21 protein-coding genes and 3 pseudogenes are annotated in these 25,720 nt (G+C 54.4%); 13 read left to right on the forward strand and 11 right to left on the reverse strand.

Translation table 11 applies throughout. The features are described from left to right. Positions 1–6: 6 nt before the first annotated feature. The 3 genes from lapB to ACUN9Y_RS07320 form a co-directional block, all read right to left on the reverse strand. A complete protein-coding gene (gene lapB, locus ACUN9Y_RS07310; RefSeq protein ID WP_445460024.1) occupies positions 7–1,182 on the reverse strand; it encodes a lipopolysaccharide assembly protein LapB in 1,176 nt (391 codons plus the stop codon). Then, a complete protein-coding gene (locus tag ACUN9Y_RS07315) occupies positions 1,183–1,488 on the reverse strand; it encodes a LapA family protein (RefSeq protein WP_445460025.1) in 306 nt (101 codons plus the stop codon). Between the two features lie 585 nt (positions 1,489–2,073). Then, positions 2,074–2,370: an integration host factor subunit beta gene (locus ACUN9Y_RS07320; RefSeq protein WP_445460026.1), complete on the reverse strand. Its 297-nt coding sequence runs from the start codon at positions 2,368–2,370 to the stop codon at positions 2,074–2,076. A 296-nt stretch (positions 2,371–2,666) separates the two neighbouring features. Here ACUN9Y_RS07320 and ACUN9Y_RS07325 point away from each other — a divergent pair, with 296 nt between their 5' ends. After that, complete coding sequence (locus tag ACUN9Y_RS07325; RefSeq protein WP_445460027.1) at positions 2,667–2,966, forward strand: FAD assembly factor SdhE; 300 nt, start codon at positions 2,667–2,669, stop codon at positions 2,964–2,966. Then, positions 2,926–3,447 (forward strand): hypothetical protein, encoded by a 522-nt coding sequence (locus tag ACUN9Y_RS07330; RefSeq protein WP_445460028.1) that lies wholly within the window; start codon positions 2,926–2,928, stop codon positions 3,445–3,447. Before ACUN9Y_RS07325 ends, ACUN9Y_RS07330 begins: the two co-directional genes overlap by 41 nt. Positions 3,448–3,458: 11 nt before the next feature. Here the strand turns inward: ACUN9Y_RS07330 and dinB are convergent, their stop codons facing one another. Further along, entirely contained in the window at positions 3,459–4,517 is a 1,059-nt protein-coding gene (dinB, locus tag ACUN9Y_RS07335) for a DNA polymerase IV (protein ID WP_445460029.1), read from the reverse strand. A 31-nt stretch (positions 4,518–4,548) separates the two neighbouring features. Then, the gene (lexA, locus tag ACUN9Y_RS07340) at positions 4,549–5,214 is read right to left on the reverse strand and encodes a transcriptional repressor LexA (protein WP_445460030.1); all 666 of its coding nucleotides are present in this window, start codon (positions 5,212–5,214) and stop codon (positions 4,549–4,551) included. Between the two features lie 769 nt (positions 5,215–5,983). On the opposite strand from lexA, the gene ACUN9Y_RS07345 reads away from it, so the two are divergent. Beyond that, a complete protein-coding gene (locus tag ACUN9Y_RS07345) occupies positions 5,984–6,679 on the forward strand; it encodes a TetR/AcrR family transcriptional regulator (protein ID WP_445460031.1) in 696 nt (231 codons plus the stop codon). Next, positions 6,676–7,194: a L,D-transpeptidase family protein gene (locus ACUN9Y_RS07350; RefSeq protein WP_445460032.1), complete on the forward strand. Its 519-nt coding sequence runs from the start codon at positions 6,676–6,678 to the stop codon at positions 7,192–7,194. Before ACUN9Y_RS07345 ends, ACUN9Y_RS07350 begins: the two co-directional genes overlap by 4 nt. 32 nt (positions 7,195–7,226) lie before the next feature. Here the strand turns inward: ACUN9Y_RS07350 and ACUN9Y_RS07355 are convergent, their stop codons facing one another. Further along, positions 7,227–8,492, reverse strand: a complete 1,266-nt coding sequence (locus ACUN9Y_RS07355; protein WP_445460033.1) for a type II secretion system F family protein — start codon at positions 8,490–8,492, stop codon at positions 7,227–7,229. Then, positions 8,492–10,303, reverse strand: a complete 1,812-nt coding sequence (pilB, locus tag ACUN9Y_RS07360; RefSeq protein ID WP_445460034.1) for a type IV-A pilus assembly ATPase PilB — start codon at positions 10,301–10,303, stop codon at positions 8,492–8,494. The genes ACUN9Y_RS07355 and pilB overlap by 1 nt, the downstream gene beginning before the upstream one ends. A 280-nt stretch (positions 10,304–10,583) precedes the next feature. Here pilB and ACUN9Y_RS07365 point away from each other — a divergent pair. Then, positions 10,584–10,727, forward strand: a pseudogene (locus ACUN9Y_RS07365) (pilin); the annotation flags it as partial. Positions 10,728–11,105: 378 nt separating this feature from the next. Next, the gene (locus tag ACUN9Y_RS07370; RefSeq protein WP_445460035.1) at positions 11,106–12,521 is read left to right on the forward strand and encodes an MBL fold metallo-hydrolase RNA specificity domain-containing protein; all 1,416 of its coding nucleotides are present in this window, start codon (positions 11,106–11,108) and stop codon (positions 12,519–12,521) included. A gap of 876 nt (positions 12,522–13,397) precedes the next feature. Here the strand turns inward: ACUN9Y_RS07370 and ACUN9Y_RS07375 are convergent. Beyond that, entirely contained in the window at positions 13,398–13,688 is a 291-nt protein-coding gene (locus tag ACUN9Y_RS07375; RefSeq protein ID WP_445460036.1) for an IS3 family transposase, read from the reverse strand. 826 nt (positions 13,689–14,514) lie between these two features. Between ACUN9Y_RS07375 and ACUN9Y_RS07380 the strand changes: the two genes are divergently transcribed. After that, positions 14,515–15,804, forward strand: a complete 1,290-nt coding sequence (locus tag ACUN9Y_RS07380; protein WP_445460037.1) for a flippase — start codon at positions 14,515–14,517, stop codon at positions 15,802–15,804. After that, positions 15,805–17,229: a Coenzyme F420 hydrogenase/dehydrogenase, beta subunit C-terminal domain gene (locus ACUN9Y_RS07385; protein ID WP_445460038.1), complete on the forward strand. Its 1,425-nt coding sequence runs from the start codon at positions 15,805–15,807 to the stop codon at positions 17,227–17,229. A 351-nt stretch (positions 17,230–17,580) separates the two neighbouring features. On the opposite strand, the pseudogene ACUN9Y_RS07390 reads toward ACUN9Y_RS07385, so the two are convergent. Next, positions 17,581–18,597 (reverse strand): annotated as a pseudogene (locus ACUN9Y_RS07390) (IS30 family transposase). A 21-nt stretch (positions 18,598–18,618) separates the two neighbouring features. Next, positions 18,619–18,921: pseudogene (locus tag ACUN9Y_RS07395) on the reverse strand (transposase); the annotation flags it as partial. A gap of 918 nt (positions 18,922–19,839) precedes the next feature. Between ACUN9Y_RS07395 and ACUN9Y_RS07400 the strand changes: the two are divergent. Further along, positions 19,840–20,949 carry a polysaccharide pyruvyl transferase family protein gene (locus ACUN9Y_RS07400; RefSeq protein WP_445460039.1) on the forward strand — a complete coding sequence of 370 codons (1,110 nt, stop codon included), beginning with the start codon at positions 19,840–19,842 and terminating at the stop codon, positions 20,947–20,949. 252 nt (positions 20,950–21,201) lie between these two features. Here the strand turns inward: ACUN9Y_RS07400 and ACUN9Y_RS07405 are convergent, their stop codons facing one another. Beyond that, positions 21,202–21,390, reverse strand: coding sequence for an IS3 family transposase (locus ACUN9Y_RS07405; protein WP_445460091.1), 189 nt, complete (start codon positions 21,388–21,390; stop codon positions 21,202–21,204). A gap of 506 nt (positions 21,391–21,896) precedes the next feature. Here ACUN9Y_RS07405 and ACUN9Y_RS07410 point away from each other — a divergent pair. The 4 genes from ACUN9Y_RS07410 to ACUN9Y_RS07425 all read left to right on the forward strand — a co-directional run bounded on the left by ACUN9Y_RS07410 (position 21,897) and on the right by ACUN9Y_RS07425 (position 25,570). Beyond that, entirely contained in the window at positions 21,897–23,006 is a 1,110-nt protein-coding gene (locus ACUN9Y_RS07410) for an EpsG family protein (protein WP_445460040.1), read from the forward strand. A gap of 14 nt (positions 23,007–23,020) precedes the next feature. Further along, positions 23,021–23,983 (forward strand): glycosyltransferase family 2 protein, encoded by a 963-nt coding sequence (locus ACUN9Y_RS07415; protein WP_445460041.1) that lies wholly within the window; start codon positions 23,021–23,023, stop codon positions 23,981–23,983. A gap of 4 nt (positions 23,984–23,987) precedes the next feature. Further along, the gene (gene tagD / locus ACUN9Y_RS07420) at positions 23,988–24,377 is read left to right on the forward strand and encodes a glycerol-3-phosphate cytidylyltransferase (protein WP_445460042.1); all 390 of its coding nucleotides are present in this window, start codon (positions 23,988–23,990) and stop codon (positions 24,375–24,377) included. Positions 24,378–24,463: 86 nt separating this feature from the next. After that, positions 24,464–25,570, forward strand: a complete 1,107-nt coding sequence (locus ACUN9Y_RS07425) for a CDP-glycerol glycerophosphotransferase family protein (RefSeq protein ID WP_445460043.1) — start codon at positions 24,464–24,466, stop codon at positions 25,568–25,570. Positions 25,571–25,720 lie beyond the last annotated feature (150 nt).

Raw genomic sequence — 25,720 nt, forward strand, 5'->3', positions numbered from 1 at the left:
CCCGGGTTATTCGCCCTCGATACCGGTGATGGGCTTGGTGGTGCCCCAGCTACGGCAGCGTGGGCACTGCCAGTGCAGGTGATCGCCGGAGAAGCCGCAGCGCCGGCAACGGTGGCGCGGCAGCGCTTTGATCAGGGTATGGGTGTGGTGCTGAAGCAGGGCGATGCGCTCGTCGGGCTCGCCGTTGGCGCGCTGGTAAAGATCCATCAAGTAGTCGACGCCGCCGAGGCTTGGCTCCCGGTTGAGCTGAGAGGTGACCAGCGCGATGGCCTCCTGGTCGTCGTCACGGTGCTTGCGTAGTGTCTGGGCCAGCAGGATGATCACGCTGGTGAAAGGGGCGTGGTCCAGTAGCCGGCGCAGATGAACGATCAGGCCCTCGGCATCGTCCAGCAGGCGGTAGGTTCGCTCCAGGGGTTCCAGCAGGGTGGGGATGAACGTCGGGTCCTGTTGGGGAATGCGATCGAGGAACTTCAGGGCTTGGCGATACTGGCCGGTGTCATGGCATAGCTCGGCGTGGATCAGGTTGGCGCGCACGCAGCGGTCATCGATGGAGAGGGCCTGCTTGAGGTGCTTGCGCGCCAGGCTGTGACTGGCATTGTGGCGCTCGCGCACGGCGAGCTCACAGAGCCAGTGGGCGGCGGCGCGGCGCAGCTCTTCATGCTGACGCGTCAGCTGAGGAACGGCGACATCGAGGGCGTCTTGCCATTCGCCTTCACGCTCGAACAGGTCTACCAACAGGCGCTTGGCGTTGTGGCGAAGCTCGGCGTGGGTGTCGTCGCGTATCAGCCCCAGCAGGAGGCGTTCGGCGCGATCCAGTAAGCCCAGGTGAAGAAAGTCGCGCGACAGTTCCAGCTGAACGCGGGCGCCTTGCTCGGCGTCCAGGAAGGGGCGGGCCAGAAGATTCTGATGGATCTTGACGGCGCGGTCGGCCTCGCCTCGCGAGCGAAACAGATTGCCCAGGGTGATGTGGGTCTCGATCGTGTCGCTGTTGACCTCCAGGGCGGAAATGAAGGTCTCGATGGCCCGATCCTGCTGGTCGTTCAGCAGGTAGTTCAGGCCAACGAAGTAGTCTCGCGACAGCGTTGGCGGGGAGGCGTCGCCCTGGCGACGCTCCCGGCGGCCCAGCCACCAGCCAGTGGCAACCGCCACAACCAGCAGGGCCAGCAGCAGAAGGTCGGGCATTCAGGGGAGTTCCTTCATCTCCTGTACGCGGAGACGATCCAACTCCTTGCGCTGCTGCTGATTATGCCGTTGGGCGCGGGTCAGCATCGTGCGCAGGCGCAGATAGACGCCGCTCATGGCCAGCATGCCCAGCACCACACCGACGGCCAGGGAGGCCAGCAACCACACCGACAGGGACGCTTCGGGAAGCTCGACCCAGATCAGGTTCAGGGGAAGTGCCTGCTGGTTGTTGGTGGCAAACAGGATGCCGATGATCAGTACTGCCAGCAGGATGATGGCCAGGATCAGGCCTTTTAGCCAACGCATGTGCGAGTTCCCATAGTCAGTCGAAATAGGTCAGTCGAAGTAGGTCAGTCGAAATAGGTCAGTCAAAACAATCGAATCGAAACATGTCCCTTCAAGCCATCGAGCCACAACAATCGAGTCAAACAGCTCCGTCAAAACAGGAGGGTTGAAACGCCGCTGTCGAGCCGATCATCGCCTTGCAACGCGTTACCGCTGCGCCGCCGCCGATACCGCCGGTCGGTTACCCTTGCCACGGTGGCCATTGTACGTCGCCGCCAGTCCGAGAGTGTTGCGCCAAGTCGTGGTCCGCAGTCAGGGTGCTCCCTCGGTGATTATCACGAGCCTCGACGGGCATCTCAACCGAAAGCCCTGTCAGGCATCTCAACTGCAACCGCTGCCGGGCATTTCAACCGCAACCGCTGCCGGGTGTTGCTGGTGTTAGCCATTTCAGCACAGATTCTGACGGCTTTTGACGGCCCATGATCGGCTGGCAGCGTCGCGCTCGAGCGTCCACGCGGGCATTCCGTCGTACCTTCTTGCTCTTTTCGAGCAGAAGAACCTGTGCCCCTAGGGCGTGGCGACGCCGGTTGCCCGGCCTGCCGTCCATCAGTAGCCCAGTGAGCGGCTGGCATCGACCTGCTCGCGCAGCTCCTTGCCGGGCTTGAAGTGTGGCACGAACTTGCCGTCGAGCGCGACCGCTTCGCCCGTCTTGGGGTTGCGTCCCACACGCGGCTCTCGATAGTGCAGAGAAAAGCTGCCAAAACCGCGAATCTCGACCCGGCCGCCATCCGCCAAAGTATCGGTGATGTCGTCGAGAATGAGGCGCACCGCCGCCTCTACGTCCTTGATCGACAGCTCGGGCTGTCGCATCGAGATCTGCTCTATCAGTTCGGACTTTGTCATCGGTCTTCTCCGTGAGTCCTATCGGGGTGATGAGCGCTGGCCCTGGATTGTTGTTGTCCGCGTTGCAGATGTCCGTTTTCTACCTGATGGCCGGGGCTGCTTTCCCCTATCCATCAGTTTTAAATAGCATACTTTCCAACTGTTGAGAAAACAACGCACTACACGGCACGACCCATGTGGCCAGACAGTTGTCACCGGTCAGCCTTCGTTTCCGCGCGCTCGGGCCGCGGGATGTGCCGCTACTGGGCCCTGGGGTATACTGGCGCCCACACTCCCGACCCCCGATGAGGTACCCCTTGGACCAATCATCTACGGCGACCGCTGCCGAGGCCGAGCGCAAGCGACTTTACTGGCATTCTCGTCGCGGCATGTGGGAACTGGATCTGTTGCTGCTGCCGTTTCTCGAGAATTGCTATGACGATCTGTCGGCCGACGACAAGGCTGCCTATCGCGACCTGATCACCGAAGAAGACCAGGACCTGTTCGGCTGGCTGATGCGTCGTGACTGGCCGCAGGATCCGGTGCGCCGGCGCATCGTGCAAATGATCGTGGACTATGCCGAGACCTCCGGTCACGGTCACAATCGCGGCCTCTGAGCGCCAGCATCTCGTTCACGGCGCCCTGATCGCCTCGGTGGCCGGGCTCACGGCCTGGTCATCGCCGCTGCTGGTCGCAGCCACCTGCACAGCGGCGCTCGCCGCGACTCTCATCAAGGTGCGCCGCACCGCCCTCGTCGGCCAATTGCGCTGGATACCCGGTGCGGTATCTCCGGCGATGCCGACGACGACACGGCTGGCCGATGTCGTGGCCAGCTTTCGTCATGCCCCCAGGTCCGCCGTCGCCGACGCACTCGCCGCCAGTCCACACACCGATCACGCCGCCGACCGATGGCAATGGCGGGGGGCGGGGGATCCTGACTGGCGCGATATCGAGCTTCAGTGTGACGTCGTGGGGGCGCGATTGATCGCCTTGCGCTGGGGAGGACGCACCCACTGGTTATGGCCGGATACGGTGTCCTTCGATGATCATCATCGCTTGAGGCGCAAGTTGCGTGGCTTTGCGCGGGGGCAGGACTGATCTCGGCGGGATTACAGCGGTAGCGTCAATTGTTGGCGGGCCTCTTCCGAGAGCAGACGGACGCCGACACCCAGCAGTCGAACGGGGCGGTGGGCCCTTGCCCATGCCTGGTCGAGCAACTGCCAGAAGCTTTCGAGCCCCGGCTCCAGGCCGCGGCTTTCGAGGGTGGTGGTGGTGAAGTCATCGAAGCGAACCTTGACGAACACCCCGGCCTGAGGCGGATCGCCATTGCGCTCGATTCTGGCCTTGAGCTTCTCGCACAGGGGTACAAGCGCTTCTCGGGCACTGGCCAGGTCCGGCAAGTCATGGTGGAAGGTCGTTTCGACGCTGATCGACTTGCGCTCTCGCTCGACCCGGACCGGTCGTTCGTCGACCCCCCGAGACAGTTCATACAGCCGCCGGCCGAATTTGCCGAACTCATCGAGGAGTCTGTCGATGGGCTGCGCGCGCAGGTCGTCACAGTGATGAATGCCCATGGCGTCGAGCTTGGCACCGGTGGCCGGACCGACCCCGTGGAGCTTCTTGACCGGCAGCTCGCGCACGAAGGTATCGACGCGCTCGGGGGGAATGACCGTCAGGCCATCGGGCTTTTCCCAGTCGCTGGCGATCTTGGCCAGGAACTTCGACGGTGCCGCGCCGACCGACACCGTGATGCCGGTGCGTGCGAGGCACTCGGCCTTGATCCATTGGGCCATCCAGGTGGCGCTGCCACGAAACCCTTGCACATCGGTCACGTCCAGGAAGGCCTCATCGAGCGATAGCGGTTCCACCAGCGGGGTGAGCTCGTGGAAGATCGCCTGAATCTGGGCCGAGACGTCGCGGTACTTGTCGAAGTTCGGTGGCACCAGGGTCAACTGAGGGCAGAGGCGCAGCGCCCGAGCGGTCGGCATCGCCGAGTGGATGCCGAACTCCCGAGCGGGATAGTTGCAGGTGGTGATGACACCGCGGCCCTCACGCGACCCGCCAACGGCGAGCGGAATGTCCCGCAGGCTCGGGTTGTCGCGCATCTCCACGGCGGCATAGAAGCAGTCGCAGTCGGCGTGGAGAATCTTGCGTACCGGTGGCGTCATCACAGTCAGGCGGCGTCGGTGAGCGGGCGGCTTAGTTCAGCGCCTGGCCATTGCCACCGCGGATGACGCCGACACCGATGCCCTCGATATCCAGACTGTCGTGGCGCAGATCCACCTCGATAGGGGCGAAGTCGGTGTTTTCCGCGGCCAGTGTCACTCGGTAGCCGTCACGGTGGAAGCGCTTCACGGTCACTTCTTCCTCCAGGCGGGCCACCACGATCTGGCCATTGCGAATACGCTCGGTGCGGTGCACCGCGAGCAGGTCGCCTTCGAGAATCCCGATGTCCTTCATCGACAGGCCGCGCACGCGAAGCAGGTAGTCCGCCCGGGGCGTGAAGTACTCCGGGGGCAGCGGGCAGTAGCGATCGATGTGTTCGGCGGCAAGAATGGGGCTGCCGGCGGCGACTTCACCGATGATCGGCAGGCCCTGGGGGCTGGCGGCTTCTTGGGTGTCATCGTTGGCGCTGGGCTCGCTGGCGTCCACGGCGGGCAGACGAATGCCCCGGGAAGTGCCACGAATCACCCGAATCGCCCCTTTACGTTCCAGGGCGCGCAGGTGCTCTTCGGCGGCGTTGGGCGAGCGAAAGCCGAGCGCTCGCGAGATTTCCGCCCGGGTGGGAGGATAGCCAAGCTCATTCATGGTCTTGACGATGAAGTCATAGACGTTCTGCTGGCGTGGCGTCAGGGGACGTGTCATTCGGCCTCCCATGGGCGGGGGTGAAGCGCGGGTGGCGACGCTGGCTGTGTGGATGGCAGGGCCATCCCTGCTGGTTTCGCTGTTGCCGCGTCATGGCTGTCGATTCGCGACGGCACGCTCAAACCTTGCCGTCCGGGAATCCCTGGAAATTGCTTTCGTGGTTAAGTGTACAGTATGGACACTTGTCCAGTAAAAGCGTTCCTTGCCACCACGGGGTACCCCGTGTGCCGCACAGGTACCGAGGCTAGCGTCGGAGTGGCTGACCGGGAAAGAAAAGCCCGGTGAGAAGCGCCTGTTTGAAAGGGCTCAAGTGGAAGGGCTTAAGTGGAAGTGCTCCTATGGAAGGGTCGGCTGAGAAGGGCTCATGTGGAATGGCTCATGTGGAAGGGCTCATGTGGAAGGGGCGGGTGAGAAGGAGTCAGTGAGAGGGCGCAAGGGCGATGCGCCTGGCGGTGGCCACCGCCAGGCATGGCGTTGGCCCGGGCTTCGCGGTGTCCCAGGGCGTCGGCGTGGCTTTGCTCGGAGCTTGGCTGGCGCTAGACCGGAGCCGAGTCGGCGCCAGATCAGAGCCCGTTCGCGACTGGGCTAGCGTTCTGTTCGGGGTTGGGTCAAGCCCAGAGTTTACTTCGTGTTTCAAACGTTCCCCCCCTTGCGTGGATTGTCGCAGCCGTTGGCGTGGCTTACACTCCGGGAAAATTCAAACAATTGTTTCCAACTGCTGCGCCCGATTTCTCGCAGTGTATTGCTTCTATTTCGACGGAGCCTGAGCATGGCCCAGACCGACACCGTGACACGCATCCTGGACACCGCCGAGGTTCTCTTCGCTGAACGCGGGTTTGCCGAAACGTCGCTGCGCAACATCACCGGCAAGGCGAAGGTCAATCTGGCCGCCGTCAATTACCATTTTGGCTCCAAGAAAGCGCTTATTCAGGCGGTGTTCGCCCGCTACCTGGACCCTTTTTCGGAGCGTTTTCACGCCGCCATCGATGCCCTTGAGGCCGAGTATGGCGAGCGCGTGATCCCCCTCGAAGTGCTGCTCGAGGCCATGGCGCGAACCGTGCTCGAAGTCCCCGCGGAACGCCACAGCCTCAAGGTCTTCATGCGCCTGCTGGGGCTCGCCTACAGTCAGGCCCAGGGCCACTTGCGGCGCTACATCCAGGAAGAATACGGCACCGTCTTCACCCGCTTCGTTGCCCTGGTGCGCAAGGCAACCCCGGAGCTGCCTGATGCCGAGCGCTTCTGGCGCCTGCACTTTGTGCTGGGCACGGTGATCTTCACCTTCTCCGGGCTCGAGGCGCTGCGCGACATCGCCGAGAAGGACTATGGCGAGCACGTTTCCGTCCGTGACCTGGTTCGCCGCATGCGCCCGGTGGTGGTGTCGGCGATGACGGCGCCACTGCCCGAACCGATGACGGCGCAGCATGCGGAAGCCCCGGTTGACGCCAAGGTATCGGTGGGGACATGAGAACACCGCAACTCGACGCACTGCCGCCGAGCGATGCCCGTTGGGTGGAAGTGGATATCGCCGACCAGCGGATGACGGTGTGGGACGGCCACAAGGCGCAGTGGCATTGCCTGGTATCCACGGCAGCGGCAGGCCCGGGGCAGCGTGAGGGCAGCGGCCAGACCCCGCTGGGGTGGCATGTGATCCGCGCCGCCATCGGCCACGGGCAGCCGACGGGCGCGGTCTACCGCGGCCGCCGGCCGACTGGCGAAGTTTTCCACCCAGACCTGGCCGCCGCGCATCCCGAGCGCGACTGGATCCTCACTCGCATCCTTTGGCTGTCGGGCCTCGAGCGCGGCCATAATCGCGGCGGCGACGTGGATTCTCAGCGCCGCTACATCTATTTTCACGGCACCCCGCCGGACAAGCCCATGGGGGACGCCGACTCCCATGGCTGCATTCGCCTGCGCGATGACGATCTGTTGCGTCTGTTTGACGAGGCAAGGCCCGGCACACCGGTCTGGCTGCACGACTAGCGAGTCGTCGCGCCAGCCTCCGTCGCGCCTTGCTACATGATACCGCCAAGCTGGAATATCGGCAGGTACATCGAGACCACCAATCCGCCCACCAGAACCCCCAGCACCACAATGATCATCGGCTCCATGAGCGTGGTCAGGGTGTCGACGCGCCGGTCGACTTCGGCTTCGTAGTAGTCCGCCACCCGATGCAACATCGCGTCCAGCATGCCCGATTCCTCGCCGATGCCGACCATCTGTACCGCAAGCGCGGGAAAACGCTCGGCGCTGCGCATGGCAAAGTGCAGCTGCTGACCGCCCGCCACGTGCTCGCGAACGTTGCCGATGGCTTCGGCATACAGCGCGTTCCCGGCGGACCCTTTGGCGGTATCGAGGGCCTCGATCATCGGCACGCCGGCGGCGAAGGCGGTGGCCAGCGTGCGAGTGAAGCGCGCGACCGCGGACTGATCGAGCACCTTGCCGAGAACGGGCAGCTTCAAGGCGAGACGCTGCGCGAGGCGGCGGGCACGGGGCGAGCGTCGCAGCCAGAGTCGGCCGAGCCAGGTGGCAACGACCACGCCCCCAAGCGCGTGCAGCCAATAGCGCTGGACGACGCCGGACAGCGAGAGCGTCAGCTGGGTCAGCGGCGGAAGCTCGGCACCGAAGCCTGCAAACAACCCCTCGAACTGCGGCACGACCTTGATCAGGAGAATGGCCGTGACCGCGAAGCCGACGCCGAGGACCGACGCCGGGTACCACATGGCCTTGCGTACGCGGCTCTTGAGCGCCTCGCGTTTCTCCTGATGCAGGGCTAGCCGGTCCAGCATCGCATCCAGCGCGCCCGACTGCTCCCCCGCAGCGATCATGCTGACGTAGAGCGAATCGAACTGCCGGGGATAGCGCCCCAGCGCCTCCGAAAGGCTGGCTCCCGAGGCGATCTCGGACATCAGGTCCTGCACCAGGGCTCGCATGGCGGGCTTGTTCAGGCTCTCGGCGACGACCTCGAAGGCCTGGATAATCGGGATGCCGGCCTTCAAGAGTGTCGCCAGTTGGCGAGAGAACAGCATCACGTCGCGAGAGCGAATACGCCCCTTGGTAGCCCCGCTGCGCCCGCCGCGGTGAATGCGCAAGACGACAATGCCCTGGGCGTGCAGCACCTTCTCCACGTCGGCTCGAGTCGCGGCGACCACGCGGCCCCGCAGGCGCCGTCCGCTCGCGGCATTGCCTTGCCAACGCCAACGGTAGAGGCGACTGCCCTGGGGCTCTCGCCGGGTGCTGTCGCGGGGGCGGCGGGCAGAGGATGAGGGGGCTTTGGTCATCAATGGCGATTGGGCTCATGGCGCGTCACACGGCAGACCTCTGCCAGGCTCGTCACGCCCTCCAGGACTCGGCTCAAGCCGCACTGGCGCAGGCTGCCGTGGCCTTCCCGGCGCGCCTGTTGGTCGAAGTCGGTCGCCTGGCCGCGGTTGAGAATCAGGCGGCGGATCGCGTCGCTGACGGGCACCACTTCGAACAGACCGATCCGGCCCTTGTAGCCCTGGGTGCAGTGCTGGCATCCCACCGGTTCATAGAGTGTCGGGTCGGTGAGTTGCTCGGCGCAGAACCCCTGCTCGATGAGGGCCTCATGCGGCACGCTGACCGCTTGCTTGCAACGCTCACACAGGCGGCGCGCCAGGCGCTGGGCGATGATGAGCGTGACGGAGCTGGCGATGTTGAACGAGGCGATGCCCATGTTCGCCAGCCGGGTGAGGGTGTCTGCCGCCGAGTTGGTATGCAGCGTGGAAAGCACCAGATGGCCGGTCTGGGCGGCCTTGATGGCGATCTCCGCCGTTTCCAGGTCGCGCACCTCGCCGACCATCACCACGTCGGGGTCCTGGCGCAGGAAGGCGCGCAGGGCGCTGGCGAAGTCCAGGCCGATGCGCGGCATCACATTGACCTGATTGATCCCCGGCACCTTGATCTCCACCGGATCCTCCGCGGTGCAGATATTGCGCGCCACCTCGTTGAGCCGATTGATCCCCGTGTACAGCGTGACGGTCTTTCCGCTGCCGGTCGGCCCGGTGACCAGGATCATGCCCTGGGGGCTGGCGAGGGCCGCCTCGAACAGCTCACGCTGGCTGGCACTGAAGCCGAGCTGCTCGATGCCGATCTGCGCCGAGGCAGGGTCGAGGAGTCGCAGCACCAGCTTTTCGCCGTGCACCGTGGGCAACGAGCTGACGCGAAAATCGATCGTCAGCATGCCCGGTGCCTTGATCTTCAATGCGCCATCCTGGGGCAGGCGTCGCTCCGAGATATCGAGCCTCGCCATGACCTTCAGCCGAGCGGCGATTCGGCCCCGCAAGGAAAAGGGCGGCTGGGCGATCTCGTGCAGAATGCCGTCGATCCGAAACCGAATACGGTAGCGCTCTTCGAAGGGTTCGAAGTGGATGTCCGACGCGCCGCGTCGCACGGCATCCAGCAAGATGGTATTGACGAACTTCACCACCGGCGCGTCGTCGTTTTGCGTCGAACCATCGGCCGGCGCCAGCGCCTCGTCGACTTGGGTACTGGCGGCTAGCCCCTCATCGCCTTCGAGCTCGCCGATCGCCCGCTCGATGCCGCCGTCGGTCCCGATGGCGGCCCCGGGGCGCTGTGAAAGGTAGGCATCCAGCGTCGGCTGCAGCTGGTCGATCGGTGCCAGCACCCCATTGAGAATCAGCCCGGTGACAAACTGAAGCTCATCGAGCCGCGACAGCGTAGAAGGGTAGGGCACCGCTACCGAGAGGTTGTGCTCCTCGCGCTTGAGCGGCAGGACGCAATGTTCCCGCAGCAGCGCCTCGGGGAAGGATGATGCGGGCGGCAGCGATGTCAGATCCAGCGTATCCAGATCGATGATGGGCAGCCCGAACTCCCGGGAGGCCGCCTCTGTCGCAAGCCGCGCCGGCACCAGCCCAGACTCGATCACGTGACGCAGCAGGGTGGTGTGCTTCGCATTTGCCTCATCCTCGGCCCGCAGTGCCGCGGCTTCACCCAACAGCCCCTCGACGACCAGGCGGCGGGCAAGGCCCAACAGGGCCTGTGAGCACGCAGCCGCCGCTGTTGCTTGCTCGTTGGGGGAGCGGGCCGTGAGAAGGGCGGAGGGAGTGTTCATGGACGGACGCTCGCGGCGGAAACGGAGGGCGTGGCCCCCAGGGCTTGTCCCCCGAAGTCTACCCAAAGGTCCGCCGCCTAGGCACCGGTTGGGGGCCGCTAGACGGCGTAAACCCGATGGATATCAAGATTGTGGCAGTTAAAGGCGTAAGCCTGTGAAGGCCGGCGCTAGCGCGTCTTATGATCGAGTCGGGCGCTCTGGCCTCGGCAAGTGCCTTTGCGTCGTTTCATAACGAAAGCCATAGGGAGCACGACGAATGACCTCACATATGGACCCAGGGATGGGTGTTCCGAGCCGCACAGCCACCAAGTCCCCCACGCCCACCCGCACCCAGCAAGGCGGTTTTACCCTAATCGAACTGATGGTGGTGGTGGCGATCATCGGCATACTGACCGCGATTGCGATACCGCAGTACCAGAAGTATCAGGACAACGCGGCTACCCAGGCTTGCAAAGAAGAGCTTTCGGCCTCGCGCACGGCGCTGACGGTCGCCAATAAGATGTATGACGACACCGTCTTCGATAGCGAGTATGACTTCGTCGCCTGTGATGGCAGCACGGTGGAGCTGGTCGAGCCGACCGACAGTGTCAAAGGGACGTACTCAGCCTCGCCCAGCGGGCACGAGAACGCCAGTGTGGCGACGATCACTATCGCCCGCACGGTAAATCTCGACACGCCTTGAGTGTCGATTAGAACGTAAGTGGCTGCAGGCTTGGGCCGTATGATGACCTCACGCCAATCGCGCGCATCCAACGCGTGGCTGGCGTGAGCGTTCTTTGCCGTAAAGAGTGAGAGTCCCTTCGTGCTGAGATACCCCAACATCACCCACCACGGTGGCGCCGATGGCGTCACCGGCAGTTGCCATCGTTTGCAGATCGCCAAAGACCGAGCGCTGCTCATCGACTGTGGCCTGTTTCAGGGCGAACAGAACGATGGCCTGAGCGACTTCGAGCGCCATCAGGTCCGCTTTCCTGTCGATGACGTCATGGCGCTCGTGGTGACCCATGTCCACATCGATCACATCGGTCGGCTGCCGTATCTTGTGGCGGCGGGTTACGAGGGCCCGATCCTGTGCTCCAGGCCCAGTGCCAAGCTACTGCCGCTGGTCATTGAAGACGCGTTGAAGGTCGGATTCACTCGCGACACATCGCTCATCCAGCGCTTTCTCAAACGCGTGGGGCGGCAACTGGTACCGCTTGACTACCAGCGCTGGCATACGGTGGTGGACGACGAACGCCACTGCATAAGGGTTCGCCTGCAGCGTGCCGGCCACATTCTCGGCTCCGCCTATATAGAAGTGGATGCCATTGACCATAGCCAAGGCATCGACCGGCGCATTGTTTTTTCCGGCGACCTTGGCCCCCCGCATACCCCGCTACTACCTGATCCCGTTTCGCCGGAGCGCGCAGATATCCTAGTGCTGGAAAGCACTTACGGTGACAGGTGCCACGAGAACCGAGCACAACGACAGCGTCGACTGCAATCTGTCATAGAACACGCGCAAGCGAACGGCGGGACTGTTATCATCCCCGCTTTCAGCATAGGCCGGACCCAGGAGCTCCTGTACGAGCTTGAGGACATACGCCGGAGTGCACAAGCCGACAGCCTGTGGCAGGGGCTCAAGGTTGTCGTCGACTCACCGTTGGCTGCCAAGTTTACCGAGGTATACCGAGAGCTGAAGCCATGGTGGGACGAAGAGGCCCAGGCCAGGCTCGTAAACGGTAGGCATCCGCTAAGCTTCGAAGGCCTGGTGACCGTTGACGACCACGATGAGCACCTAAGCATGGTCGAGTCTCTAGCGAGCTCAGGTACGCCGGCCGTGGTAATAGCCGCCAGCGGCATGGCAACCGGCGGCAGGGTAGTGAACTACCTGAAGCGAATGCTCCCGGACGAGCGTCACGCGGTCGTGTTTGTCGGCTACCAGGCCAAAGGAACGCCAGGGCGAGACATACAGCGCTACGGCGCGGGTAGCGCCGGACGCCCCGGATGGGTGAAGATTGACGGTGAAAAAGTGCTGATCAGAGCCATGATCAAAACAGTCGCCGGCTACTCCGCCCATGCCGACCAAGCGGACCTGGTGAGGTTCGTTACGGGGATTGACCCGCAGCCGGGCGAGGTTCGCTTGGTGCATGGGGAAGAGGGGGCCAGGCGGGAGCTGGGGAAGGTGTTGCGGGAGAAATCTCACAGGATGGTAGTCAGCGATGGCTTAACGACCTAAGCGATAGGTTGGCGAAGCGAACGGCTAGTACATTGATTGTTAAGGAATTCGTGGGACCTTCCAGCTGACGCAGATCGAGTACATCTGTATGCTGACCAGCCCAAGTAAACTTAGGTGCTGTTGGCTGGGCTGCGTCCAACCCGCTGGTCCTGCATAGTGAACGATGGTTCGCTGCCGTAGAATGCAGGCAGATGAGTAGGTTTGTCAGAGGGCTAGATACCTAGGGTTTGGGATGCACCCGGTGAATCCTCGGGCGGTAGCGTGGCCGAACTAGGAGCAACCGGTTTAATGGGTTGCAGCCTTAACGTTCAAGTTCAATGCCTGAGCAATGAAGGAAAGCCCATTCTCCGGTCCACCTGATCATACTATCTAGGCTTGGATCAATGGATCACAGGCGTCAGGCCGTCTGCGTCAGTAGTTGAGAGAAGTAGACTTCCTCGGGAGTCGTATCACCACGTCCTTGGTGGGACCGTCCAGCGTTGTATCAGCAGAAATATCGTTTCAACTGCTAGCGCAGTTCCGTCCTATCGGCGAAGGCGAACAGATAGACGCTCTCGTACTTCATGTTGCGTTAAAGTCGCTCGACAAAAATATTTTCCGAGTAGCAGTCTTCGCCGGCTGTGCTGATCTTCACATGATGGTCGTGCAAGACGTCGGTGAACGCTTCGGAGGTGAACCGACACCTCTGATCAGTGTTGCAGATCTCTGGCACTCCATGACCTGCCAGCGCCTCTTTCAGGCCATCGTCACAAAAGTCTGTGTCCAGAGTGTTGAGTAGCCGCCAGGTCAGCACTGACGCCTGTGTCAGTCCATGATGGCCAATAGGTCCATGAGCCCCCGCGCCATTGGAATGTAGGTGATATCAGTGGCGCACACCTAGTGGGGTCGGTCGATGTCCAGCCCTCGCAGGAGATAGCGATATATCCGGTGGTTTTGATTCACTCTGGTCGTTCGTGGCCCCGGGTATACGGCGTGCCAGCCCATCAAACGCTGTACACGTTTGCGATTCACCCAGTGCCCGTTGCGTCGAAGATTAGCCGTTATACGCCGCGACCCATAGACAGGCGTACACAGATATTCCTTGCCAATCAGTCGCATTAGTTCAAGGTGTTCTGCGCTCACCTGTCGGCGGCGGGAATAGACAGGAGAACGAGCGACGCCAAGCATTTGACATTGTTGCCGGATACTTACTTGGCGGTTAGGCCACCGCGCGAGTCCTCGTAACAAAAAATCGCGTTTTAGCCTAAGCTTCCCGATTTCTCGGTAGAGGGCGTCGATCTCTTTTTGTGACCGGTTTTGCCGTCAAACAGTTCCTCCGCCTTTTTTGTAATTCGCGCTTCCATTGGTCGAATTGGCCGACCTGGGTGGGGTGAGTCCCAAACCGGGTGGCAAACTCTGATGTGGTCTGATCGCTCGCCAAGGCAGTTAGCGCGACCTTGGTGTTAAACTCACTGCTGTCTTGTCGACATTTCCTGCCCATGATCAGGGGCCTCTGGTCGATCTGTTCAGAGCTTAGCGCCTGATCCGAAACCTGGGGACAACTTCACTCCCCAGTGGGGCGACACGGAAGTGTTCAGGTGCTGGTCCTTGAGTATCCATGGCGCGTCCAGGCCCAGGCCGAGACTCCGATCTGGGTGGCTCAATGGCATACTTTCTGTCGTCGTGGAGGTCATATTCTGGCTGTGCGCAGCGGGGCGGATTCCACACTCAGCGTTGAAAACTTCATTTTTTAGTCGAAAATATCGCAAACATAAGCGATTTAATATTAGGGTTCGGCGGGATAATAAAGCTATTCGCGATTGATGTATGGGTGTGGCTTGAAAGTCATGCTAGTTTCCGATTAGATAAAAATTTCGTTTTAGCGCTTTTGGGATTATGGTAGTGCCAGGTTTATGCTGCTTGTATAGGCGGCGTCATGGTTTACAAAAAAGTCGTGAAGTTGGCCGTGTAATATTATGAATATTAAAGCTATGACAAGGCTATTTGGTAATTTATGATAAAGAAAAAAAATGCTGTTGAGCTAACTTTGTTAACAGTCGCCACACTCTCTGGATCAGTAATGAATTTTGCGACACAGGTGCTGTTGGCTAGGGGCTTAGGGGTAGATCAATTTGGCGATTTTTCATCGTCACTAGCCATCGTGACGATTGTTTCTACCTTGGCAGGGTTCGGACTCGGTGAGTTCTGGCTGAATAAATATGGAGAAGAAGGCTGGGGAGCCCAGCGTTGGCTGACGGCGTCATTTCGGTTTGTCTTGTTTAGCTCAATTGTTGTTATGTTTTTTACTTGGTTGTGGGCATGGCTCGGCCCTCACGATAAACATGTCTCAGTTGTGATTATGATTTTGAGCTTTAATATTCTTGGGTTGTTGGCGATAAAGTTAGTAACTGCGAAGTTACAGCTTGAAGGGCGCATGATTGGGCTATCTTTATGGCAGATGGCCCCAAACGCAATGCGTCTGGTAGGTATTGTTCTGCTACCTTATCTTTTACTAGAAGAAAATTTGGCGTCTGTATATGCTGCCTCGGTATATTTTGTTGTTGCGATATTGCTTCTTGCTTTCGGGATAGGCCAGGTGGTTAAGATGAGGAAAGCCGAATTTTTTTTAGAGGGGCACCCGGAGCAGGTTTTGCTGAATGCAGCGCCAGCGAAGCCTGTTAAACTAAAGCAAGTAATGCAGGGCGCATGGCCATTCGGTTTGGCCGGTATTTTCTATGTGATATATTTTCAATCTGATGTTGTGTTAGTGCGTTATTTGGTGGATGATCAAGCGGCTGGGGTTTACAATTCGGCTTTTGTGGTTATGGTTGCAATTTATCTGTTCCCTAGTGTTTTGTTTCAGAAGTATTTGTTGCCTAAGCTACATCGCTGGGCGTTTCATGAGAAGTCAAAAGTTGAGAGGGTCTATAGGCAAGGGAATCTTTTGATGTTGCTTTTCGGACTGGTATCAATGATAGCGGTTTGGCTGATTATGCCCTATGTGTTCCCTTGGTTTTTTGGAGTTGAGTATGTAGGAGCAGTTGATCTTTTAATGGTCTTGGCTATCGCTATTCCTTTCCGGTTTTTGGCTACAAGTTCTGGGTCAATTCTAGCGACAAAAAATAACATAAAATTAAAGGCTAGGTTGATGGGGGGGGTGGCGCTTCTAAATGTCGTTTTGAATTTTATATTTATACCTGAATACCGGGCGTATGGAGCTGCGTACTCTACGGTGCTTTGTGATGTTGTGTTGTGTGTTCTTTATATTGTCTGTTCTCGAAAAAGGCTAATAGGGAATTTGTAGATGATGGAGGGAGGCGTGAAGAAAAGAAGCGGTGTCGACGATGTGGTTGATGGAGGTTACTGCATAGGCTGTGGAGGTTGTGCATCAGTTGATAAGTCTCTGTCAATAAAAAAAAATAATTACGGACTTTTTCTTCCGCAAGGTAAAGTAGAAAACACCTTGGCAGGTGATGTTTGTCCTTTTTCAGCTAGCAAAGATGAAGATGAACTTGGGGCGGAACTCTTCTCGAAACAGGGGTTTTTCCGTGATGAGAATGTTGGATATTATAATGGGATATATGCTGGTCATGTTATAGACCCTAAGTTTAGGGACGCTGGCGGGTCGAGTGGCTTTGTTACATGGTTGCTCTCAACGCTATTAGAGCGGGGGGTCATCGATGGTGTGATTCACGTAAAAGAAGGGGGGGGAGGTGAGGAGTTTTTTGAGTATGGATTATCTTCCACGGTTGGAGAGATTTTGGAGGGGGCTAAGTCGAGGTATCATCCAGCTCACTTTGATAAGATTTTAAAAAAAATAAGGGGAGATGGGAAGTGTTATGCTTTTGTTGGTGTTCCGTGCTTTGTAAAAGCTGTGAGGTTGGTATGTGAAAACGATGAGGTTATTAAGTCACAAGTTACAGTCTGTGTTTCATTGTTCTGTGGACACATGAAGTCGGCGGCATATTCGGATTTTTTAGCTAGGCAGTTGAGTTCATCCAGCGATAATGTTGAGTCGGTCGACTTTAGGGTAAAAGACCCAGCTGCACCTGCAAATAAATATAAATTTGAAGTAATTGTTGGCGATGGCGATAAAAGCAAATACTCGAGTTCAAGACGAGCGCGAAATTCCAGTTTATACGGAGTCAACTGGGGGCTCGGCTATTTTAAGCCGAAAGCTTGTGAATGGTGTGACGATATTGTCGGCGAACTGGCAGACATCTCAAGTGGTGATGCGTGGCTACCAGAATATGTAAGTGATTCGGGAGGAAGTAATATAGTCGTCGTTAGGTCTGATTTTATAAAGTCGATTATCGAGGAGGCTAGGAGAGAGAAAAAGCTGAATTTTGATGTGAGGAGCTCTCAAGATGTATATGATTCTCAGGCCGGGAATTATCGGCATAGACGTGAAGGGCTAGGAGTAAGAATAAAGCAGGCTGACGAGATTGGAGTTTGGCATCCAAAAAAACGCGTAAAACCAAATCAGTATGATGTTGGTGACAAAAGAAAAAGACTTTATGTACATCGGCAATTTATTTCCGAGAAGACGCATGACGTTTTTTTTAGATCTGGTGGTAACCCATTGCTATTCTCTGTTAAAATGCTTCCGGACGAGCTTAGGTTTCATTATTTGAACGGCAGATTTTTTAAAGGAAGTGCTCGATCATTGCAGCAGTTTTTCATTCTTTGTTGTCGAAAGATTAGGTATGCAAAATTTTTTAAAGTGTAGTTTCTTCATGCTCTTTTTTAATACTTTGATAAGCGTCTTTGTGAATCAGCTTAACTATTAGTGTCGGGCTCCGGTCAACCTCCCTGCTCAGATGACGCCGTACGGCGCGTCGATAGCAGTTGGTCTAGTGAGTAATATCTACAACGTGGGCACCCCTGTAATGACCTCCTGATTTTTGCCACCATACTCAGCTAATGCAGGGAGTGCTCGGAGTGCCACATAATCCAGAGACTAGTGTGGCTCACTTTGGAGGTGAGCCACTTTTCTTGGACTTTTTCATGCGGTGACTCCAAGGCTCTCGCGGTCTTCCCGTGGACTCAGGGAGGGCGGTCTCAAGTTCCAAACGCAACGCTATTGAAGGGTGCTCGGACCCGCGACGGATTTCCTGAGCACCTCGGCGTAGACTTCAAGTGGCGTGCGGCAATCCCGTGCCTTGCGCGGCCGTGTATTCAATGAGTCGGCGATCGCATCGAGTTTTTCTTGGCTGTCAATCGAGAGGTCGGTTCCCTTCGGCAGGTACTGTCGCAACAGGCCATTGGTATTCTCGTTGGAACCTCACTGCCAGGGGTTGTACGGGTCAGTGAATAGATCGCCGTGCCGGTTTTCTGGGTGATTTCGGCATGTTTCACCATCTCTCTACCCTGATCGTAGGTCATGGACAAACGCAGCGATCGCGGCATCTCATTGAGCTTGTCGCTGAAGCCCACGGTCGCCGCGGTGGCAATGGTGCCATCCATTTTCGCCGGGTCACCAACCGCGTGGTACGTTCCACCAGGGTACCTACGGCAGAGCGATTGTTGGCGCCGATGATAGGATCGCCCTCCCAGTGGCAAGGCATCGGACGATCTTCGACCTCAGGCGGTCGCGTGTGGATGCTGACCAGGTTGGGAATCTGGTTGCGTCGATCCGTGCCACGACACCGTGACCGTCGCTTGCCGTTGCGCTGCCGCAGGCAGGCGATGAGTTCCTTTTTGAGGCTAACGCGGGGCATCACATAGACCGCGTTGTAGATGGCCTCTGCGAGACCTGTCGACGTGAATCGTTGGGAGACATGCGCTTCAGTGTGCGGGCTACCTGTTGCGGTGACCAGATCTTGCGCAGTAGATGGACCGCGATTTCGAACAACTCCCCGTCGGGGTGCAGCTTGGGGCGCCGACGTGGCTGATGACGCGTCAGGCGGGCTCGGTAGCCTGAGAGGCTGGCCTCGTAGCCCTTGATGGAGTCGATTGTAAGGCGAGCGAGTTCCCACGACACGGAGCTTGGTGCACGGCCCAAATGACTGGCAATGGCTCGGGTCGAGTGAGTCGCTCCCATCATCATGATGGCGCCGCGGTCTTCAACAGTGAGATGGTGGTAACAATGGGGCATGGCAACACCATACCTGATGGATCAGGCGTTGCACTTGGTCATTGATACCGCCGAACCTAGAGATACCTTGATGCGTTTCTCGTTGTACCAGCAAATGTACGAATCAACTTTCGCCATGAATTGATCAAGCGTCGTGCCACGCCAATCTCGAGGGTAGAAGAATTCAGGCTTGAGGCGACCAAAGAAGCTTTCACAGGCAGCGTTATCCGGCATACAGCCTTTGCGGGACATCGACCGAATCAATCCTGCATCTTCGATGCGCGATAGCTATCCTGGCCAGCGATAGTGGGCTCCCCTGTCAGAGTGGACAATAGGCTTCTCGTCACCAAGTAGCCGGTTTTTCCACTTGTACAGCACTTGCCTGCCCACGCAGACTCTTGAAGCAACTGCTAAAGCAACTCCCTGCCGAGAACATAGCTCAATGACGGCGTGTTGTTTCTGAGTGCGTGGCAAGGCTATGTCCCTAGCCTTGCCAATGAAACGCCGCCTCGAGGCGGGGTAAAGTTCATCAATCCACTCTCCAAGCAACTCGACACACGGATATCCCAGCGCTCTGCTGATTCTGGCGAGGCAACGCCCATGACTGAGGTAGTGATCAACCGCCCTTTGCTTCTGTTCGATAGAGTACTTCGGCTATAAGACGAGCTCCCTTCGGCAACCCACCGGTCTCAACGTAGATGCGGTACCACCGTCGGCGTCGATGGACCGCGTATCGGCGCGGGCAGCGTTACGCGACGGTGTTTCTCGATGTGTAGTGCGAACAGGAGCTGACGGTCGATCAGGGTGCCGTGTCCGATGCTTGGGTGGGAGAAGCTTGCGCTGGATCCAGAATGCTCCGACGCTGCGAGCGGCTTGGTGGCATATCAGGAACTACCTCAAGGTCATGCAGGTAGCGGCCTTTGATAAGCGTCTTCTGAAACCGGCGGGAAAGGCCCTGTCGACGCGGGAGCTATGCACGATTGGAAGGGATGGACGGCTGGTTCCAGGCGGATCGGTCACGCGTCCACGGCTACCGGAACGAGGCCAACCTCATCACTATAATCGATCTGATTGTCAGCTCGGTAAGTCGCTTTCTTGATCAGGCCAAATCCACGCGAAGCGTCGAAGAGCTAAAAAAATCCCCGAGCTTTCTTACAGACGAGTGATTAATTATGCGGGACTCGACACATATGCTGTCCTAACTCAGAGGATTAGTTTTAAGTACGTGTGTGTCGACAATAAAATATCTCTTAGAGGTGGACTATGAAAGTAGGTTTATTAACATTGACTCCAAAAAACAATTATGGCGGGATACTTCAGGCTGTAGCCCTTTATTCTTACTTGCAGAGTCAAGGGTGTGAAGTGGTGTTGATTGACAAGAAAAGATATGTGCCTTTGTGGAAAGAAAGTTTGATTCAGCTCTTGGAGTTTCTTCCTTTTCAGAATATAAAAAATAAGAGGAAGGAGTCAGTGAAAAGTAAAAAGTTGAAACCTTTCATTAGTCAACATCTTTCAAAACGGTCAAACAAGGTCGTTACCAGGAAAGATTTTAATAGTCTAGTGGACAAGGAGGGGTTTGAGGCGGTAGTTGTTGGGAGTGATCAAGTTTGGCGTTACCAATATATAAACGATGGATTTTCATCTATATACTTTTTAGACTTTGAGAGCGAGCTTCCCGTCAAGAGAATCGCCTATGCGGCTTCCTTTGGGAAAGACATATGGGAGGCGCCGGGTGAAGCTGAAAAGATATCGGCACTAATGAGAAAGTTTGATTTTATCTCAACTAGGGAGGTGAGTGGCGTTAAAGTATGTGAGCAGAGCTTTTGCACTCCTAATGTTGAGGTGGTTTTAGATCCGACACTTTTAGTTGGTGTTGGTTTTTATGACCAGTTTTTTAAATCGTTTGCTGTGAAAAATGACAATAAAAATTTGGTTACATATGTCTTGGACAAAGGGGCGGTGATAGATGAAATTATAGCATCGACAAAATCTAGTCTTGAGAGTGTCGGAAAAAGTTTCAGTGAGGTGCATTTGTCACGAAAGTCAGGTGGTGGTTTTTTTTTGGTAGAAGAGTGGTTATGGGAAATTAAGAATGCCGACTTCGTTGTGACTGACTCGTTCCACGGAATGGTGTTTTCGGTGCTTTTCGAAAAAAATTTCTTGGTCGTCAGAAATGGGTCCCGCGGAGCGAGTCGTTTTGAATCGTTTCTCTCTAAATTAAATCTTGAGGAACGTCTCATCTCAGATGGCAGTGTTCGTTCTATCGATAGGTACGTGCATAGCCGTATAGACTATACGGAAGTGAATGTTCTGTTGCGTGAATGGCGTATTAAATCCGAAGACTTCCTGAATCGGGCCCTATTCTCTAGTTGATAAAATATCGATGTGTAAAAAAAGGATGACATGTATAATCTATCGTATGCATATTAAGACTATTCAGCATTGGCAGCCTCAATGACCAAGAAAAAATACCTGACCCATCAAGTATGGTATTACCATGAAAAATTGCTACCGCCATCTCACCGCTGAAGACCGTATCACCATCATTATGATACGAGCGATTTGATCTCGCCCAAAAAACGTGAATCCCGATTTATACGATCCATTTGAGCATTGAAGGCTACTTCAATGGCGTCGTTGTCGGTTAGTAAGTCGAATATATTTGAAGACCCGCCTTCTCATCGTATCGTTGGTCTCGAAGCGCTCACCATGGAGCACTTCTATCTTGATACTGTGGAAACAGTTCTCCGCGCAAGGACCGTCGTAGCACCTTCTTTTAGCGCTCGTGCTATAACGAAGCTTATGGCGTCTGATAAGAGTTTATAACTTGATGAATAATACGGACTTCCGCGGTCAGATTGAGTGATTCCCTTGTTCGGATAGTCGCGACATGAGAGTGCCATCTTCAATGTCTCATAGGCGAGGCCTGCCTTTATCCGACTGCTGGGCACTCAGCCAGTAACTTGTCGAGAAAGTGAATCGATAACGTACAACCGGCTTTGGTCTATGATCTTGCCCAGCAATCGTAGATACAGGTATATAACATCATTCGAAGTTCGGTTGATCCGGTAATTCAGTATCTATGTTTTCCGGGTAGGGTCACCGACGAAGGATTGGTAAAAATGCACGCGAGTCTTTTTATATACGAGACAACAAGCGCGCGGACCGGGCAATTATCTGTCAGAATAGGCGACAGATTTTTGTGTGTGGCAGGGCTAGTTCACCATTTAATGTTCCGATGCAGTCTTCCAGCCTTGGGGATTTCCATAGCCCACACAATATAATTTGTTTTTATTTTTTAGATATCGGGGATAAAAAGTGTGGAAACAGTTGTTTTTTATAACCTAGTGGCGATGTCGAGTTGCGGGTTCTTGTTTTTAAGCGAGAAAGCACGGTCTGCATTAGTGCGTCACTTTTTTTTAATACTGGCATTTTGTGTCGTCTTTATTCCCTCAGCAATACGGTATGATATTGGGACGGATTTTCAGGCATATATCCATATTTACAAGGAGTTAGGTGAATATTTCTGGATGGAGAAAGGTTTCTATTTTGTTAACTGGTTGCTGAAGGAGTTTGGTGCGAGTGCACAGTGGAGTATAGCGGCATTTTCGTTTATTTTTACCGTTGCTGTTTTTTTAAGCCTTCCCAAAAAGCATAAGTGTTTGTTTTTCCTGAGTGTAATATTTGTTTTGTATTTGTATAGTTTTAATGGAATTAGGCAAGCAATAGCTGTCGCTTTCAGTATTTTAGCTTTTCAGTGCATTTTGAGTGAAAAAAGAGGAGGGGGGAAGAGCATAGTGATGTTTTTTCTTATTATTGTGCTAGCAGGTTTTTTTCATAAGAGTGCCTGGCTCCTTCTTCTAATAGGTGCATTAAGCCTTGCTCCTATTCCTAGGTTAGCAAAATTTTACTTTTTACCCATGGCAATGTTATTGTTTCTTTTTTTGGTAACACTGTCGCCAGGAATATTATTCCAACCAATTAGTCAGTTCTTGGCGTTTTTAGGTTTGGACAAATATGCAGGCTATTTCTCCAGCGAGAAGCATTTTGTAGCCAGGGGCCTAAGCTTGTTTTTTGCTGTCGGAGTCGTTCTAAAACAAGCAATACCTATATATGTAATTGTAATGTCAAAACAATTAATAAAGGAGAACCCTGCTTATTTTTATTATATTCTAAGTGCGTTTGCGTATTCTGTTGCATACATACTATCATCGCAGGTGGCAATTTTCGGCCGCGCAGTTGCACTCTTTAGTTTTGTCCCCGTATTTGCGCCTTATATATTTTGGACTATGTCAACGAACCGAAGACTCCATAAGGTTGCAGCGGTTATATCGTTTTTGATTATCTTTTTAACATTCCAGAAAAATTCTCTGGGAATTCCTACAGAATATAATGACCCAATGTTGAATCCTTATGAAACATTTGTGTGATAAGGCGAAAAGCCATGCTTGAGAAAGTGTTAGTTTCGATAGTTATTCCTATTTATAATGTTGAGTGTTATATTGAAAGAGCAATACTATCATGTTTGAATCAAAAAGGGTTTGATCGATTCGAGGTTTTACTAATAGATGATTGTGGTAGTGATGGTAGTGTCGAAAAAGCAAAGAGCTTTTGCGGGAAAGATGATAGGTTAAAACTAGTACATAACCACAGGAATTTAGGCACGTTCCATGCTCGCCGCGTTGGTGTCGAGTCCGCAGAAGGTGAGTTGATAGTTTTTTTGGATCCTGACGATGAGCTTGCGTTGGATGCATTGGGTGTACTGTATAAAGAATATTCCAATTGTCGTCCTGATATACTTTTATGTGATGTAAGTTTCATGCCGAAGAGGCCGTGGTATAAAAAGAAGCCATTTTTATTCTTGGTTGAAGGAAAAAAAAGTGTTGTCGAAGCAATGTATTCAAAGGTTAAGAGGGAGTTCATCTGGGGCGGAGCAGCTGGAAAAGTGTATGACCGGAGCTTTTTACTTTCTCATATTGAGAGATTAAAGGTTGCTGAAGGATTTCGCTTTGTATACATGGAGGATAATTATTTATTTTTCTCGGCTATGGCAACACGTCCTAAGTGCAAAAACATACGGCACGAAGTGTACGTGTATCACAAAAACGAAAACTCGATAACCATGGTTGAAAGTGATGAGCGATGGGCTTTCAATATCGAACAGTATACTTTTTTCATTCTAAATCTAGAGAGATTTATCCGTGCGTGCGACCTGCCAGAGAAAGATGCACGAATGTTAGCCAGTTTGATAGATTTTTATAAATCTGGATTGTTCTTGATCAGCCGGAACTTGAGTGACTGTAGCTATATTAAATGCGTGTTCTCTTCTTTCAGGCTAGATCCCAAGTTCCGTAAAGTTTTTGCGATTTTAATGTTTATTATTACCTTTGGAAAAGTGAGGTTTTGAGAATATGAAACGAGTGGTTACATATGGGACTTTCGATCTGCTTCACTACGGCCATATTAATTTGCTAAGACGAGCTAAAGAGGAAGGGGATTATTTGATTGTTGGATTGTCAACAGATGAGTTCAATGATCGGGAGAAAAATAAGACATGTTTTTTCTCATATGAAAAAAGGAAGCTTCTCCTTGAGGCCATCAGGTTTGTAGATTTGGTTATACCTGAAGAGAACTGGGGACAAAAAGTCGACGATATAGTCCGCTATGGCGTTGACAAGTTTGTTATCGGAGATGATTGGGAAGGAAGGTTTGATTTTTTGAAGTTGCATTGTGAGGTGATGTATCTTGCGAGAACACCAGAAGTGTCAACGACTAAAATAAAACATGAGTTAAAAAAGTGATATTTTTCTCCAATAGACATAAGTATTCGCTTCAGAGAGCGCTCTATTTTGCTTTGTCTCCGCTTGTTACTTTGGTTTCTTTTTTCTTGAAAAAGAAGGATGTTGTTGTTCTGACTTCGTCATTAAATTGTGAGTTTTCAGATAATTCAAGAGCTTTGTTTCAATATCTTTACGAAAGAACCGAATATGCAGGGAGTGTATATTTTGTTTTAAACGATAAGGAGTTGCGTGAGAAGTGGGAAGCAGTTTACCCTGGTTGCTTTATTTCAAGCTTTAAATTGGCTGATGCAATTTTGATTTTAAGGGCGAAGTATTGGTTCTGCTCTGCGTTAGAGTTGCCCATCCCAGGGTTGTTTCAAAGGTATCAGCGTGAAGTATACCATCTTGGACATGGTATGTTGTATAAAAAAGTAGGGCTGATGGAAACGAAGGTAACTTGGTATAAGAAACTGTATTACTTTTTTCTGACGAGTAATTTTTCTTACAGCATTGCTACGACGAAGTTCTTCGTTCCATATGTGTCCAGAGGATTTGGGATTCCAGAAGAAAGAGTGAAGTTACTTCCTCAGCCAAAAACAGGCTTGGTTTTTGAACCCAATTTATTGCATGATACTTTCCTTCTTGATAAAAGCAATTTCAATATTCTATATGCACCAACGTGGCGGCCTTATTCAGAAGTTCGTCTTTTTCCATTTGAGGATTTCGACTTTTCTCGGTTTAGCGCATACTTGAAAGAAAAAAATGTGCATATATGGTTGCGCGTGCACCCCCGGTTTGAACAGAGTATTGAGGCTAAATATCTTGAAAGCTCAAATATACATTTGTTTAGCGGTCGAGAGTTCGTCGAAATAAATAGGTACTTGTGGTATTTTGATGCGCTTATCTCTGATTATTCGAGTATTTATTTTGATTATCTTGTGTTGAGTCGCCCCGTCTTTTTCTTTGACTATGATCTCGATGAATACTGTGAAAACGTGGGGCTGATTGAAGAGTATGAGAGCATAAAATGTTCTGAAACCATCGGATCATTATCTGCGTTCTTATGGGAAGTTGATTGTATCGTTGACGGTCGATTTGACGACTCTAGAGTCAAGAATATTAATAGCATTTGTAATTATCCAGCTGAGGAGAGAGACGTAAGTAGTATCGTTGTAAAGGAGATATTCGGGTCTCAATGTTTGAAAAGTAAGTAGGTGCAGGGTCTGGAGTGTTCAATTGACGAAGAGAGGCTGTTCGGTGCATGCCAGGCTTGCTGGAGCACGGGTCAAGTGACTTCTAACCGCTGATCCTTGATAAAGAGCGGACTCTCATGATCGGGATAAAATGACCCTCCTCAGAGCTGC

It is taken from the genome of Halomonas sp. V046 (assembly GCF_052645355.1).